General features: G+C 56.4%; 11 protein-coding genes. All 11 read right to left on the reverse strand.

The window, feature by feature from the left end; all coding sequences use genetic code 11:
• Positions 1-27: 27 nt before the first annotated feature.
• Entirely contained in the window at positions 28-1,062 is a 1,035-nt protein-coding gene (locus tag ABR39_RS09630) for a Gfo/Idh/MocA family oxidoreductase (protein ID WP_047346748.1), read from the reverse strand.
• 58 nt (positions 1,063-1,120) lie between these two features.
• Positions 1,121-2,665 (reverse strand): peptide MFS transporter, encoded by a 1,545-nt coding sequence (locus ABR39_RS09635; RefSeq protein ID WP_047346749.1) that lies wholly within the window; start codon positions 2,663-2,665, stop codon positions 1,121-1,123.
• A 300-nt stretch (positions 2,666-2,965) separates the two neighbouring features.
• Positions 2,966-4,438: a ribosome biogenesis GTPase Der gene (gene der, locus ABR39_RS09640; RefSeq protein WP_047346809.1), complete on the reverse strand. Its 1,473-nt coding sequence runs from the start codon at positions 4,436-4,438 to the stop codon at positions 2,966-2,968.
• Positions 4,439-4,550: 112 nt separating this feature from the next.
• Positions 4,551-5,729, reverse strand: coding sequence for an outer membrane protein assembly factor BamB (gene bamB / locus ABR39_RS09645; protein ID WP_047346750.1), 1,179 nt, complete (start codon positions 5,727-5,729; stop codon positions 4,551-4,553).
• 10 nt (positions 5,730-5,739) lie between these two features.
• Positions 5,740-6,360: a YfgM family protein gene (locus tag ABR39_RS09650; protein ID WP_047346751.1), complete on the reverse strand. Its 621-nt coding sequence runs from the start codon at positions 6,358-6,360 to the stop codon at positions 5,740-5,742.
• A gap of 13 nt (positions 6,361-6,373) precedes the next feature.
• Positions 6,374-7,648 (reverse strand): histidine--tRNA ligase, encoded by a 1,275-nt coding sequence (gene hisS / locus ABR39_RS09655; RefSeq protein ID WP_047346752.1) that lies wholly within the window; start codon positions 7,646-7,648, stop codon positions 6,374-6,376.
• Positions 7,649-7,728: 80 nt separating this feature from the next.
• Positions 7,729-8,847 (reverse strand): flavodoxin-dependent (E)-4-hydroxy-3-methylbut-2-enyl-diphosphate synthase, encoded by a 1,119-nt coding sequence (ispG, locus tag ABR39_RS09660; protein WP_023337626.1) that lies wholly within the window; start codon positions 8,845-8,847, stop codon positions 7,729-7,731.
• 26 nt (positions 8,848-8,873) lie between these two features.
• Entirely contained in the window at positions 8,874-9,887 is a 1,014-nt protein-coding gene (gene rodZ, locus ABR39_RS09665; protein ID WP_047346753.1) for a cytoskeleton protein RodZ, read from the reverse strand.
• A gap of 295 nt (positions 9,888-10,182) precedes the next feature.
• Positions 10,183-11,349 (reverse strand): bifunctional tRNA (adenosine(37)-C2)-methyltransferase TrmG/ribosomal RNA large subunit methyltransferase RlmN, encoded by a 1,167-nt coding sequence (locus tag ABR39_RS09670; RefSeq protein WP_047346754.1) that lies wholly within the window; start codon positions 11,347-11,349, stop codon positions 10,183-10,185.
• A 169-nt stretch (positions 11,350-11,518) separates the two neighbouring features.
• Positions 11,519-11,950 carry a nucleoside-diphosphate kinase gene (gene ndk, locus ABR39_RS09675; protein ID WP_003860625.1) on the reverse strand — a complete coding sequence of 144 codons (432 nt, stop codon included), beginning with the start codon at positions 11,948-11,950 and terminating at the stop codon, positions 11,519-11,521.
• 155 nt (positions 11,951-12,105) lie between these two features.
• Positions 12,106-14,430, reverse strand: a complete 2,325-nt coding sequence (gene pbpC / locus ABR39_RS09680) for a peptidoglycan glycosyltransferase PbpC (RefSeq protein ID WP_047346755.1) — start codon at positions 14,428-14,430, stop codon at positions 12,106-12,108.
• Between the last annotated feature and the right edge of the window lies 1 nt (position 14,431).

A 14,431-nucleotide genomic window follows, 5' to 3' on the forward strand; every position in this document is an offset into this window, starting at 1 on the left:
GTCTGCGATAATTTTACCACGTCGCGGTCAGTGCGGGCCACGCAGCTGTTGCTGTAACGCCAGCAGCAGCTCCACTTCCGCTATCCTGCGGCGCGTCGTGCGGCTCACCTCTTGCGGATCCCGTTCAAACAGGCTTTTGGCACCCAGAATCTGCTCTGCAAGACAGTGCGCGTAGATCGTGCCGGGAATTGTCCAGCATTGCCGCGTGTCGCCATCTATCAGTTCCAGTACATCTTCAGCGCCGCGCCGGTCGTGGCTGATGATGCGCCCGTCGCGCAGGCAGAGGCGTAAGCCCTTTTGCCCGCCGGCCGGCCCTGCGTATTTGTTAAGCCAGATATCCACCGGCACGCCGCTGATATGCCCCTGAAGATGCGCCTCACCTTCCGCCGTCGTCAGGTCGCCTTTTGCGATAGCGTGGCCCAGGCGGTCTTTAGCCGTGACGACTTGCAGGGTCATATCATCACTCCCACCCAGATAACGCACCGTTTCACGCAGCATCGCCAGCACGTGCGTACCGATATCCAGAATTACGCCATCAGGGTGGCGAAGCGTTCGGGTATCCGGCTCGCCGGTGGCAAAGTTAAGCGCGATGGGTTCTCCTGCGGCGTTATATCCGCTCGGCTCCTGCAAAAAGCCGTCGATTTTGACGATGTCAGAGACGCTGCCAACCAGCGGCCGCTTCACCATTTCGATGCGCGCCATCCAGTGGTCGAGCGCCAGCACGCGTGGCGCCACGCCGGGCATGGCCAGCAGCGCGTTGAGCTTGTCGATTTGAGAAAGCGTGGCGACAATCGGCTTTTCAACCACAATGCGCGGCACGGGCGAGGCAATGGCCTGCTCCAGCACCTCAAAATGGTGCAGCGATGCGGTGGTGATAAACAGGGTATCAAGCGGCTGGGAGAGAAGTTCAGACAGTGTGGAACAGCGCGTTATACCCTCCGGCTGTTTTACGGGCTGGATATCAAAGCCTAAACAGTGAGGGGGAGTATCAAAAAGTTTTCGTATTGCGGGCAGGTAAGCTGTTTCAACAACTGCGCCAAGTCCAACAAACCCTAACAGCATGTTCTTACCTCGTTGAGTAAATTGCCGGGGCATAACGCCGCCCCGGCAAAATCGAGGTTTATGAGGCGTTAGTAGCTGGCTTAGTTTGCGCATTTTCCAGCATGCGGCGCACCGGAACAATGAGAACGATCAGTACCGCGGCACAAATCAGCAGCGCGATGGAGCAGCGCGCGAAGAGATCCGGCAGCATATCCAGCTGATCGGCCTTCACGTGGCCGCCAATCAGGCCCGCCGCCAGGTTACCCAGCGCACTCGCACAGAACCACAGCCCCATCATCTGGCCGCGCATTCTTTCCGGCGCCAGCAGCGTCATGGTCGCCAGACCAATCGGGCTCAGGCACAGCTCACCCAGCGTCAGCATCAGAATGCTGCCCACCAGCCAGAACGGCGACACGCCCGCCCCACCATTGCTCAGCACGTTCTGCGCCGCCAGCATCATCAGACCAAAGCCCGCTGCGGCACACAGAATACCGATAACGAATTTGGTGATGCTGCTCGGACGAATATTTTTGCTCGCAAGCTTCGGCCATGCCCAGCTGAACACCGGTGCCAACAGGATGATGAACAGGGCGTTGATTGACTGGAACCACACCGCCGGGATTTCGAAATCACCGATCGTGCGGTTAGTGTAGTCGTTGGCAAACAGGTTGAACGAGGTTGGCTTCTGCTCAAACGCGGACCAGAAGAAGGCCGCGGAGATCAGCAGAATAAAGCAGACCAGCAGCCTGGCGCGCTCTTTGCGGTTCAGGCCCGCAAAAACAAACAGATAAATAAAGTAGAGGGCAACGGATGCCGCAATCACGTAGACCAGCACGCTGGCTACCGCGACCGGGTTAATGACAATCACGCCCTGCGCAATCAGCGTCACGATCGTTGCCACGCCTGCCGCCAGCGCCAGCAGCCAAACGCCCACGCCGTTACGCTTAACGATCGGGCTGTTCCAGGTGGAGTCGAGGCCGACTTCACCGTCATAGCGTTTCATTGCCGGAACGGCAAACACGCGGAAGATAATGAGCGCCACCAGCATCCCGATACCGCCAATACCAAAGCCCCAGTGCCAGCCGTGGGTTTTAATCAGCCAGCCGGAAATCAGCGGCGCGATGAACGACCCCATGTTGATGCCCATGTAGAACAGCGAGAAACCGCCGTCGCGACGCGCATCGCCTTTTTTATACAGGGTGCCGACCATCACCGAAATACAGGTCTTGAACAGCCCGGAGCCGAGCACGATGAACATCAGGCCGATAAAGAACAGGTTGTTCCCCATCACCGCCGAGAGCGCAATCGACAGGTGACCGAGCGCAATCAGGATTGAACCGTACCAGACGGCCTTCTGCTGGCCGAGCCAGTTGTCGGCCAGCCAACCACCCGGCAGCGCGGCCAGGTACATGGTACCGGCAAAGATACCCACAATCGCTGAGGCGTTTTCACGCGCCAGCCCCATCCCGCCGTCATAGACGGTGGCGGCCATAAACAGGATCAGTAACGGACGAATGCCGTAAAACGAGAAACGCTCCCACATCTCGGTGAAGAACAGTGAACCGAGCGGATACGGATGGCCGAAGAACGTTCGGCTCTCTTTTTGATTAACAGAGGATTGCATAATTCTCCCGAAAGGTATGTCGTCGTGCTTGTAAACACCAGCATGTACGCCGGCCAGTTACGTATCTGGCCGATTTTTTACATGCGGCGAAAAGTTGGTTAACCATTTGATAACCAGGCGCTAGTTTTGTCTAGTACCGGACCCTGGACTTTAAGATGAAAATTCGACGATTGTCTACTTTCTTAGATTTAAACATGGTTAAAAGTGAATAGTGATTGACTTCACACAGAGAAAACCGGCGGTATGATTGGGCAAAAAAAAGCCCGCAATATACGCGGGCTTTCGTGAGAGCGGCAAAGCTTATTTGCTTTTCTTAATGTGCTTAATCAAGCGCTTACGCTTACGCATCTGGTTTGGCGTCAGGGTGTTGCGCTTGTTGGCGAACGGGTTTTCCCCTTCCTTGAACTGGATGCGGATAGGCGTGCCCATCACGTCCAGCGATTTGCGGAAGTAGTTCATCAGATAGCGCTTGTAGGAATCCGGCAGGTCTTTCACCTGGTTGCCGTGAATCACCACGATTGGCGGGTTATAACCACCGGCGTGGGCATATTTCAGCTTCACGCGACGGCCGCGCACCAGCGGCGGCTGATGGTCTTCCGCAGCCATATTCATGATACGGGTCAGCATGGCGGTACTCTGACGACGGGTGGAGCTGTCATACGCTTCACGCACGGATTCGAACAGGTTGCCCACACCGCTGCCGTGCAACGCAGAGATAAAGTGCACTCGAGCAAAGTCGATGAAGCCCAGACGGAAGTCGAGGGTCTCTTTCACCTGCTCACGCACCTCATTGCTCAGGCCATCCCATTTGTTGACCACGATGACCAGTGAGCGCCCACTATTGAGGATAAAGCCGAGCAGAGAGAGGTCCTGATCGGAAATGCCTTCACGCGCATCAATGACCAGCAGCACCACGTTGGCATCTTCAATCGCCTGCAGGGTTTTGATAACGGAGAATTTTTCCACCACATCGGTGATTTTCCCGCGCTTACGCACCCCGGCGGTGTCGATGAGGACATACTCACGCTCATCGCGCTGCATTGGGATGTAGATGCTGTCGCGGGTGGTGCCCGGCATGTCGTAAACGACCACGCGCTCTTCACCCAGAATACGGTTAGTAAGTGTAGACTTACCTACGTTTGGACGACCCACGATAGCCAGCTTGATCGGCAGATCCTGCGGGTTGAAGTCGTCTTCAGGCTCTTCTTCGCCCTCTTCACCTTCTTCGAACTGCGCCCAGTATTCAGCGTCTTCGTCGACTTCTTCCGGCGGGTTAACTTCGTCAACCCACGGCAGCAGAACGGTTTCCAGCAGGCTGGTCACGCCGCGGCCGTGCGATGCCGCAATCGGGTAGATTTCACCCAGACCTAAAGACCAGAAGTCCGCAACGGCCTGATCGGCATCGATACCGTCAGTTTTGTTCGCCACCAGGAAGGTCGGTTTTTCACGCGAACGCAGGTGTTTAGCGATAGCGGAGTCCGCCGGCATCAGGCCAGCGCGCGCATCCACCATGAACAACACCACGTCGGCTTCTTCAATCGCCAGCAGCGACTGTTCCGCCATGCGGGTTTCAACGCCATCTTCCGTGCCGTCAATACCACCGGTATCAATACAGATGAACTCGCGTCCTTCTACTTCTGCACGACCGTACTTACGGTCACGCGTCAGCCCCGGGAAATCCGCAACCAGCGCATCACGGGTGCGTGTTAAACGGTTAAAAAGAGTGGATTTTCCAACGTTAGGGCGCCCGACAAGCGCGACCACAGGTACCATGTTTGAAGCCTCATAAAATTCAAAATAACGTCGCTTTTGCGGCGTTTTTAAAAATGTCAAAACGGCTCCTGAGTGAACAGGAGCCGTTTAGTATACTACAACCGCCGGGTAATTAACGCGTGATCGCGTACAGCGTGCCGTCTTTTGCCTGAATCAGCAGTTTGCCGTCGGCCACAACCGGGTCGGTCAGGAAACCGGAGCTGTCGACTTTTTGCTGTGCAACAAAGCGGCCGTTATCCGGATCGATCCAGTGCATATACCCTTCGCTGTCACCAACCACCAGGCTACCGTTATAAAGTGCCGGTGCGGTCAGCAGACGGTGCAGCAGATCGCTTTGCGTCCACAGGGTCACTCCGCCTTCGGTGCTCAGCGCCAGCAGACGGTCATTCTGGTCAACCATATAGATGCGGTTACCATCAACGATGAAATCATTCACAGAGCCCAGCTCACGTTTCCACATGATCTGGCCGCTGCGCAGATCCAGCGCGGTCAGGTTGCCGTTGTAAGCCAGCGTGTAAACCACACCGTTAACGATAACCGGCGTTGTGTCCACGTCGCTCAGACGGTCAATTTCCGTTGAGCCAGTGGCCTGCGAGATACGCTGCTGCCAGATCATCTGGCCCTGCTGCATCAGCACTGCACTCACGCGACCGTTGTCACCGCCCACAATGGCGGCACCAAATGCGGTAGCCGGCGCGGATTCACCACGCAGAGAGAGCGCAGGCATATCCAGGTTAACGGTCCATTTCACCAGACCGTCCGCTTCGTTCAGCGCCTGCAGCTGGCCGTTGCTGGTATGAATCAGCACCAGGCCGTCGCTCACCACCGGACGAGACAGGGATTCACCTGCCACGGTCGTTTGCCAGGCAATAGAACCGTCGCTGCTGTTCAGCGCATAAACCTGTGCTTTTTCGCTACCCACGTAGACGTGTCCGCCGGCAACGGTCAGGCCACCGGAGAGCAGTGCAGGTTTACGGGAGAACCAGCCGTCTTTTTCCGCCAGGTTAACAGACCACACTTCTTTTCCGTCATCGGCGTTCACCGCTTTCACGGTACCTTTGCGGTCAGCCGCATAGATTACGCTGTCGGCAAAGGCCGGATGAAGGTTGGAATAGAAATCACCAATCCCATCGCCCACGGAGGTGCTCCATGCGGTGGAGGGAGTAAACTGGTTTTCAACCGTCGGCAGTGGGGACATTTTTACAACGTCTTCTTCGCCACTGAACAGTGAACAACCACTCAATAACGTAACAGAAAGCAGTCCTGGCAGAAGTAATTTACGCAATTGCATCGGGTCCCTCTCAGACGGACAAATTATTTATTTTCATCTGCATCATTTCGCTCAGCGCAGGTGATGCTTTGCTATCCACGCCAGCTTGCCACGCTTTACGCGCGCCCGCTTTGTCACCTTTGCTCAGCAGTGCTTCACCGCGCAAATCGGCAACGATGGCAGCAAAACCTTCGCCTTTGATGGTATCGAGCGTTTTCAGCGCATCGTCAGCTTTCTTCTGCTGAACCTGAATACGTGCCAGGCGCAGATTGATCACCGCTTTCAGGTTTTCATCGCTGGCCGCAGCAAGGCCCTGAGACAGCTGGGCGGCGGCTTTATCCAGTTCGTTTTTATCGACGTACTGTTGAGCCACTTCCAGCGCAGCCAGTGCACCGTAGGTGTTTTTGTTGTCAGCCGCAAATTTCTCTGCCGCAGCCAGCGTTTGTGGCTGATCGGCATGAATTGCGCTAATGGTATTTTCATAGGACAGAGACGCGCCGCGCGCGGAATCCGCCTGATGACTGTTCCAGTAGCGCCAGCCCAACAGCGCACCAATACCTAAAATAACCCCAACAACCAGCGCTTTGCCGTTCTCGACAAAGAAGCGCTTAATCGCGTCGACCTGATCGTGTTCGTTCTCGTAAATTTCCACGCAGTCCTTCTCCTTAGCCCAATAGAGTGCGCAAGTGCGCCGCAACGCCGTCCTGCGTTACCGTTGTCTGCTCACCAGAGCGCAGGTCCTTGACCACCACTTCGCCGTTAGCCACTTCGGACTCACCCAGCACCAGTGCAATACTTGCGCCCCACTTATCGGCACGAGCAAACTGTTTTTTGAAGTTGCCGCCGCCATGGTTGGTCATCAGCTTCACCTCCGGCAGCGCATCGCGCACGCGTTCAGCAAGCTGCATCGCCGCAGACTGCGTTTCCGCGCCTGAGGCCACCAGGTATATATCGACAACGGAATCTGCTTTAAATTCCGGATTAACTGCCTGAACCAGCAAAACAAGTCGCTCGAGACCCATCGCGAAGCCAACCGCAGGGGCTGCGCGACCGCCAAGTTGCTCAACCAGACCATCATAACGGCCACCGGCACACACGGTGCCCTGAGAACCGAGGCTGGTGGTCACCCACTCAAACACGGTACGGTTGTAGTAGTCCAGACCGCGCACCAGACGCTGGTTCACGGTGTAAGCAATGCCCGCCGCTTCAAGCAGCTTGCACAGGCCCGCGAAGTGTTCGCGAGATTCTTCGTCCAGGTAGTCACCCAGCGCTGGCGCATCGTTCAACAGAGCCTGAACATCTGGATTTTTGGAATCCAGAACGCGCAGCGGGTTACTGTACATGCGACGTTTGCAGTCTTCGTCCAGCTTCTCTTTATGCTGTTCCAGGAACGCCACCAGCGCATCGCGGTAGTTAGCGCGCGCTTCAAGAGAACCGATAGAGTTCAGCTCAAGGGAAACGTGATCGGCGATACCGAGCGCGCGCCACCAGCGGGCCGTCAGCATAATCAGTTCGGCGTCGATGTCCGGGCCCTGCAGGCCGAACACTTCCACACCCAGCTGGTTGAACTGGCGATAACGACCTTTCTGAGGACGTTCGTGGCGGAACATCGGGCCGATATACCACAGGCGCTGCTCCTGATTGTACAGAAGACCATGTTCGATGCCGGCGCGTACGCAGCCCGCCGTACCTTCCGGACGCAGGGTCAGGCTGTCGCCGTTGCGGTCCTCAAAGGTATACATCTCTTTTTCAACCACGTCGGTCACTTCACCGATCGCGCGTTTGAATAACGGGGTCTGCTCTACAATCGGCAAACGGATTTCGCTGTAACCGTAGCTGCCGAGCACCTGCTTCAGCGTGCCTTCAATGCGCTGCCAGATGGCGGTTTCGCCAGGCAGATAATCGTTCATGCCGCGGATGGCTTGAATGTTTTTTGCCACGTTTATTCTCTTTCTATATACAAAAAAAACCCAAAGAATGGGTTCAATCATACATGGGAAGCTCGCGGCTTCCCATCACGTTATTTTTCAACCTGCTGAACGCTGATGCGCTGTGTCTCGTCCATCATGGCGGCTTTGGCACGGATGCGGGCTTCAAGCTGGTCGATCATGTCGCTATTATCCAGACGATCTTTGCGGACGCCATCTTCATAGAGACCACTTTTCTTGTTACCGCCGGTCACGCCCAGGGTTGACACCAGTGCTTCACCTGGACCGTTCACCACACAGCCGATGATGGAGACGTCCATCGGGGTGATAATGTCTTCCAGGCGCTGTTCCAGCGCGTTCACAGTACCGATCACATCGAACTCCTGACGTGAGCAGGTTGGGCAGGCAATGAAGTTGATCCCCCGTGCGCGGATACGCAGTGATTTCAGGATATCAAAACCGACTTTGATCTCTTCGACAGGATCGGCTGCCAGCGAAACGCGCAGGGTGTCACCGATCCCTTCGGAGAGCAGCAGCCCCAGACCGATCGCGGATTTTACAGAACCGCTGCGCAGGCCGCCCGCTTCGGTGATCCCGAGGTGCAGAGGCTGGTCGATCTGTTTTGCCAGCAGACGGTAAGACTCCACCGCAAGGAAAACGTCGGACGCTTTTACGCTGACTTTGAACTGATCGAAGTTAAGACGATCGAGATGATCAACGTGGCGCATCGCGGATTCGAGCAGCGCCTGCGGCGTAGGCTCACCGTATTTTTCCTGCAGATCTTTTTCCAGGGAACCGGCGTTGACGCCGATGCGGATAGGAATATTTTTATCGCGCGCGCAGTCCACAACCATGCGGATACGCTCTTCGTTTCCGATGTTGCCCGGGTTAATACGCAGGCAGTCGACGCCGTATTCGGCCACTTTCAGTGCGATGCGATAGTCGAAGTGGATATCCGCGACCAGAGGAACGCTGACCTGCTGTTTGATCAGCTTGAACGCCTCAGCGGCGTCCATGGTCGGGACGGAGACGCGAACGATGTCCGCCCCGACTCGCTCTAATGCTTTGATTTGATTGACCGTCGCTTCCACATCCGTGGTGCGCGTGTTGGTCATCGACTGAACGGCGATAGGTGCCCCATCGCCGACTGGCACATTCCCAACGTAAATCCGTTTCGATTTTCTACGTTGAATCGGAGCCTGGTTATGCATGAAAAATCTCCCGCGTTGCCCGTCTGTTACTGTGCTGCTGATTGTTCGGCATTAACGGTAAGACGTGCAACCTGGTTAGTTCTGATAAAGCGGCTCAGGTCGACAGGTTTTCCTTGATACTGGATCTGTACCGCTGCCGGAGCGCCGATTTTAAGTTTATAAGGAGCCTGGCCGGTTAGGTTTAACGTGCCATCTTTACGCTGCAGGCCGCTGAACAGCTTTTTACCTGTCGCGTCAGTCACTTCCAGCCAGCAGTCGGCGCTGAAGTTCATTACCAGCGCGTTTGGATCGGCTGCTGTAGCAGTACCCGCCGGGCTGGTAGGCAGAGACGCTGCGGTATTGTCTGCAGGCTGAGTGGCCGCAGGCGCGTTCGCCGCAGTGTCAACATTTGCCTGAGAAGGGGAAACCACCGCGTTTTGATCCTGAGCCTGTGGCGCAGCAGTGTTAGCCGTTGTTGCCGGAGCCTGCGCAGCATTGGTTGCTGGCGCCTCTGTCGCAGCCGTCTGTGGCTCGCTGGAGGTGGCCGCGCCGTCGGTATTCAGCGGCACGCTCTGGGCGTTATCGCTTCCGGCCTGGTTAAGTTCGGCGGAGGATTGATCGGCCATGGTGGTGATCTCTTCCTGCTGCGCCTTGTGGTTTTGCCACCACCATGCGCCGGTCAGACCGATCACCACAAACAGCACCAGCCAGGTAAAGCTCATCAGCCAGCCATCACGTTTTTTACGACGTTTCCCCAGGGAGAAGGTCTGCATCGGCGCAACTTTTGCTGCACGGACCGGGGCCTGCTTCTCCATCATTGGCAGTAATTCGTTTTCGGGGATGTGCACCAGTTTTGCGTAAGAGCGGATATAACCGCGCAGGAAAGTTGAAGCCAGATCGGCGGGTGCCTTATCTTCTTCAATATCGCGAACCGTGGAAACCTTCAGGCACAAGCGTTCCGCAACGGCTTGCTGGCTGAGTCCGAGTTGTTCACGGGCGTTGCGAAGACGAACGCCAGTGGAGAGTGCTTCATTTTGGTCGTGAGTGGCTTCAGTATTCATTCGCTACAACTACTGGTACGTGAAAAAAAGGGTTCAGGTGCCGGTGAGTCACAATGCCACCCGCACCGCGAAACTTCTGGTCAGTTAATAACCTTGAACAGACAGTATAAGACTGTCAGCCCGGAGATGACAGTACAGCCCTGCCCGTACGGCTAAACTGTTGTTACGTCGTTACATACTGCCCGAAAGTCGGATGAAACGCACCGTAATTATTGAGCAGTCATCACGAATCTGACTGGTTATTCAGTAAGATTATGCTTCACGGCGCAGATAATGCGCCGTGAGTGCATAATAATCAAACAGCTTTAACCGCGATCGTCTCGCCCTGCATGCGTTTACGCAGGGTACGCTTAGTACGGTCAATCACATCACCTGCCAGCTGTCCACATGCTGCATCAATGTCATCACCACGGGTTTTACGCACGATGGTGGTGAAACCGTACTCCATCAGCACCTTGGAGAAGCGATCGATGCGGCTGTTCGAGCTGCGGCCATACGGCGCGCCCGGGAACGGGTTCCACGGAATCAGGTTGATTTTGCATGGCGTATCCTTCAGCAATTCAGCCAGCTGATGCGCATGCTCGGTACCGTCGTTGACGTGATCGAGCATGACGTACTCGATAGTTACGCGGCCCTGATTGGCGTTGGATTTTTCCAGATAGCGACGCACGGCAGCGAGGAAGGTTTCGATATTGTACTTTTTGTTGATCGGCACAATTTCGTCACGAATTTCATCGTTTGGCGCGTGCAGGGAGATTGCCAGCGCAACGTCAATCATATCGCCGAGCTTGTCCAGCGCAGGCACGACGCCTGAGGTAGACAGCGTCACGCGACGCTTGGACAGACCAAAACCGAAGTCATCCAGCATGATTTCCATCGCCGGAACCACGTTGGTCAGGTTCAGCAGCGGCTCACCCATACCCATCATGACCACGTTGGTGATGGGACGAGTACCGGTCACTTTTGCCGCACCCACGATTTTCGCGGCACGCCAGACCTGGCCGATAATTTCTGACACGCGCAGGTTACGGTTAAAGCCTTGCTGCGCGGTTGAGCAGAATTTGCACTCCAGCGCACAGCCCACCTGAGAGGAGACGCAGAGCGTGGCACGGTCTTCTTCCGGAATGTAGACGGTTTCAACGCGCTGATCGCCGACCGCAATTGCCCATTTGATGGTGCCATCGGCCGAGCGCTGCTCTTCCACCACTTCCGGTGCGCGGATTTCAGCCACTTCTTTGAGCTTATTGCGCAGGACCTTGTTGATGTCAGTCATGTCATCAAAATTGTCGCTGCAGTAATGGTACATCCACTTCATGACCTGATCGGCACGAAACGGCTTTTCGCCCATATCTTTAAAGAACTCGCGCATCTGCTGACGGTTCAGATCCAGCAGGTTGATTTTTCCATTTTTATTTGGAACCGCAGGAATGGCGACTTCGGAGGTATTCACTAATTCAGACATAATATTTACCGGCCTCGTTGTTACACGTTATGGCCCATGGAGGGTTGAATAGAAACGCCCCGGAAAGCGGTCTGCTCGTCCGGGGCGTTGCATTGTACAAAGTCTGGCGCAGGGATGCCACGTCTGGACGCGGCATTTACGAAAATAATGTGTAAACGAAACCGTTAAATTAACGGGTACGTGGACACACTTCGCCTTCTGCGAAGAAGAAAGCGATTTCGCGCGCAGCAGATTCAACGGAGTCGGAACCGTGAGTGCCGTTCTCGGTGAAGCTGTCTGCGTAGTCAGCGCGCAGGGTACCTGCCAGCGCATTGTCCGGGTTGGTTGCACCCAGCAGATCGCGGTGACGCTGTACTGCGTTTTCGCCTTCCAGCACGGATACAACGATTGGACCGGAGGTCATGAACTCAACCAGGCCGTCAAAGAATGGGCGACCTTCGTGCTCGGCGTAGAAACCACGAGCCTGCTCAACGGTCAGGTGCAGCATTTTGGTGCCAACAATTTTGAACCCTGCTGATTCAAAGCGAGCGAAGATGCTGCCAATAACGTTTTTTGCCACCGCGTTTGGTTTGATGATGGAAAAAGTACGTTCAATAGCCATGATAACCTCTGTCAATGTTCTGTTGTTTTGCATACCTGAGTATGGTGTGGCGCGGATTATAATGAGCAATAGCGCCATTGCCTATGGATTCAGGTAACATTTTTTTAAATAAGACGAGTTTTAGCAACAGCTCACAGCCGAATGCTGTTTTAAGGTCACTGCAGCGTAAAATTCACCGTCGCAACCTGTCCGGTCTCATCCATAACGAGTAACTGATAATCGCCCGATTTATCAAGCTGTAATGTGTAAACTCTTCCTTTCACGTCGAGAGGCTCTCCGTTCAAAAACCACCAGCGCTCGCCGCTATTGCCGGTCGCCTGAAGCGGCAGCGAAACGCGGGATTCCCCCGGCAGACGTTTAATGACGGCCCCTTCGCGCACGCCGGTCAGGATGAGTGGCGCAGGCGCGTCCTGCGAGAGCGGAGGGCAGGTTGCTGATGAAGGAGGAACCCGTACCGCACGACGCTCATTGGCAGGCAGCCACGGCTCCAGCGGCAGCGGCCAGACGTCAAGAACCTTCTCGGTTGCATCCGGGCAATCCGCTGCCACACGTTTGCCCGTTTTATCCAGCCAGACCGGGAAACGAATGCCGCGAATACCTTCCTGCTCCGGCAACAGCAGCGTGGGCGGTTCACTCCCTTCAAGCAGCCAGGTCGACAGACGGCGTCGGCAGTTTTCACTGCCCTGCGGCAGCGACTGGCCGCCAGGCCAGCAAATCGCGCCCCGCCCAACGCTTGCCGGGCGCGGATCGCGCGGCAAACGGGCTTCGTCTACCGTTGAACGTGACTGAAGCAGGTTATTGACCTGGTTCAGTAGCGGAACCGCGCTGGCAAAACCAAACTGCCCCGCCACGGGAGTGCCGTCCGGTCGCCCGGTCCAGATGCCTATCACGTAGCGGGCATTCAGACCAATGGCCCATGCATCGCGGTAGCCGTAGCTGGTGCCCGTTTTCCAGGCCAGCGGCGCAACCTGCGGCAGCGCGTTATCCGGTAGCGGCTGCGCCTCATTCGCCAGAATACGGCGAATAATCCACGCCGAGCCTTGTGACAGTAACGGTCGTTCACTCAGCGGATCGCCTGGCTGTAGCCGCAACCTTCCCGCCTTACCGTGTCGGGCAAAGGCGCTGTAGGCCGCGGCGATATCTGCCAGCCGCGCGCCGGCCCCGCCGAGGATCAGAGACAGATTCGGCTGAGCCCCCGCGGGCAGGATCAGCGGCAGGCCTGCGTTACTCAGCATCCCGGCAAAACGTTTTGGCCCGTAGGCTTCCAGCACCTGGACGGCCGGCAGGTTGAGGGAGCGCACCAGCGCTTCACTCATGCTGACCGGTCCGTGGAACCCGCTGTCAAAATTCCCGGGGCGATAATCACCGGTTTTTCTTGGAACGTCCTGCAGCAACGAGGCGGGATGGATCAGACCATCGTCCAGCGCCATGCCGTAGATAAACGGTTTCAGCACCGATCCTGGCGATCGGATCGCATTGACCATATCGACGTGGCTAAAACGCGTGTCATCGTTGATATCCACCGATCCAACCCAGCCGCGTACTTTCATATCGGTATGATCCACGACGATCATCGCCAGCGAGCTGCGTGCCGGCAGGCGGGATTTCCAGTTCATTGCCAGCTCTTCCAGCTGCCGCTGCAGCCCGGCATCAAGCGTGGTGACAATTTTAGTGTCGCGACTTTTGCTGAGCATCATGCGTGCAAAGAGCGGAGCCAGCTGCGGCATCTGTCGGGGCGCCAGCCATACCGATTCTTCACGGGATTCTTTGACCTGCTTTGCAGACCAGACCCCCTGCGTCGCCATGCGATCGAGCACTTTATTGCGCGCCGCTTCGGCCCGCTCAGGCCAGCGGTCCGGACGTAAACGGCTCGGTGCCTGCGGGAGCACAGCCAGCAGCGCCGCGTCGGAATAGCTGAGTTGCGACGGCGGTTTGCCAAGATAGGTCCAGCTTGCCGCCCCCACCCCCTGCAGCGTCCCGCCAAACGGAGCACGGTTGAGATAGAGCGTGAGGATTTCGCGTTTAGAAAGATGCCACTCCAGCTGCATCGCCCGCCAGAGCTGACGAATTTTGCCGCCAAAAGTGCGCGGATGCGGATCCAGCAGGCGCGCCACCTGCATAGTGAGCGTACTGCCGCCAGAAACGACTTTCCCGGAACTGAGATCCTGCCAGGCGGCGCGCAGGACAGAGAGCGGGTTGACGCCAGGATGATCCCAGAACCAGCGATCTTCGTACTGGATCAGCGCCTCAAGATAGCGGGGAGAGACCTCTTCAATCGTAACCGGATAGCGCCAGATCCCGTCGTTGTCGGCAAAACGCCAGAGCGGCGTTCCCTTCTCATCCACCACCACCCGCGCGGGGTTAACCTCTTTCAGAGGCAACGGCCACAGGCGGTCAGCGGCCAGGATCAGCCCCCATAAAATGAGAAGCGCTCCCGCCAGCCACAGCCAGCGGGAGCGTATCAAACGTGCTATCCGCATA

The organism is Enterobacter genomosp. O, assembly GCF_001022965.1.
Taxonomy (GTDB): Bacteria; Pseudomonadota; Gammaproteobacteria; order Enterobacterales; family Enterobacteriaceae; genus Enterobacter; species Enterobacter cloacae_L.

What these genes read in the sequence shown, in the direction of transcription:
- ABR39_RS09630 (WP_047346748.1), bottom strand. Translation starts at nt 1,062, where the DNA reads ATGCTGTTAGGGTTTGTTGGACTTGGCGCAGTTGTTGAAACAGCTTAC.
- ABR39_RS09635 (WP_047346749.1), bottom strand. Translation starts at nt 2,665, where the DNA reads ATGCAATCCTCTGTTAATCAAAAAGAGAGCCGAACGTTCTTCGGCCAT.
- der (WP_047346809.1), bottom strand. Translation starts at nt 4,438, where the DNA reads ATGGTACCTGTGGTCGCGCTTGTCGGGCGCCCTAACGTTGGAAAATCC.
- bamB (WP_047346750.1), bottom strand. Translation starts at nt 5,729, where the DNA reads ATGCAATTGCGTAAATTACTTCTGCCAGGACTGCTTTCTGTTACGTTA.
- ispG (WP_023337626.1), bottom strand. Translation starts at nt 8,847, where the DNA reads ATGCATAACCAGGCTCCGATTCAACGTAGAAAATCGAAACGGATTTAC.
- rodZ (WP_047346753.1), bottom strand. Translation starts at nt 9,887, where the DNA reads ATGAATACTGAAGCCACTCACGACCAAAATGAAGCACTCTCCACTGGC.
- ABR39_RS09670 (WP_047346754.1), bottom strand. Translation starts at nt 11,349, where the DNA reads ATGTCTGAATTAGTGAATACCTCCGAAGTCGCCATTCCTGCGGTTCCA.
- ndk (WP_003860625.1), bottom strand. Translation starts at nt 11,950, where the DNA reads ATGGCTATTGAACGTACTTTTTCCATCATCAAACCAAACGCGGTGGCA.
- pbpC (WP_047346755.1), bottom strand. Translation starts at nt 14,430, where the DNA reads ATGCGGATAGCACGTTTGATACGCTCCCGCTGGCTGTGGCTGGCGGGA.